This window comes from Bacillus sp. SIMBA_005 (genome assembly GCF_046535585.1).
Classification (GTDB): Bacteria; Bacillota; Bacilli; order Bacillales; family Bacillaceae; genus Bacillus; species Bacillus pumilus.
Genome location: NZ_JAWRWI010000771.1, coordinates 1 through 254, shown reverse-complemented (window position 1 = coordinate 254; position 254 = coordinate 1). Strand labels below are relative to the sequence as shown.

The 254-nt window shown below is 77.6% G+C and carries 1 protein-coding gene; it reads left to right on the top strand.

Annotated features, from left to right (window positions below; translation table 11 throughout):
• Positions 1-208: DUF72 domain-containing protein (locus tag SB660_RS22155; RefSeq protein WP_410584618.1), on the top strand; the 208-nt coding region annotated here is incomplete at its 5' end.
• Between the last annotated feature and the right edge of the window lie 46 nt (positions 209-254).

The window sequence follows — 254 nt, the reverse complement described above, 5'->3', positions numbered from 1 at the left end:
CCGCTACTGGCGCTGGCACGGCAGCCCGGAGATCTACGTCAGCGCCTACGACGTCGCCGCGCGGCGGGCGCTCGTCACCGCCGTCGCGGCAGGGGCCGCCCCGGGCGACGCCACGTGGGTGATCTTCGACAACACCGCCCGCGGCGCGGCGACACCGGACGCGCTCGCCGTGCGCACGCAGCTCGAACGGCGCGGCCGCGCGTCTTGAACCGGCCGCCGACGACGGCGCGCCGCCCGATCCGTCACGCCACTCG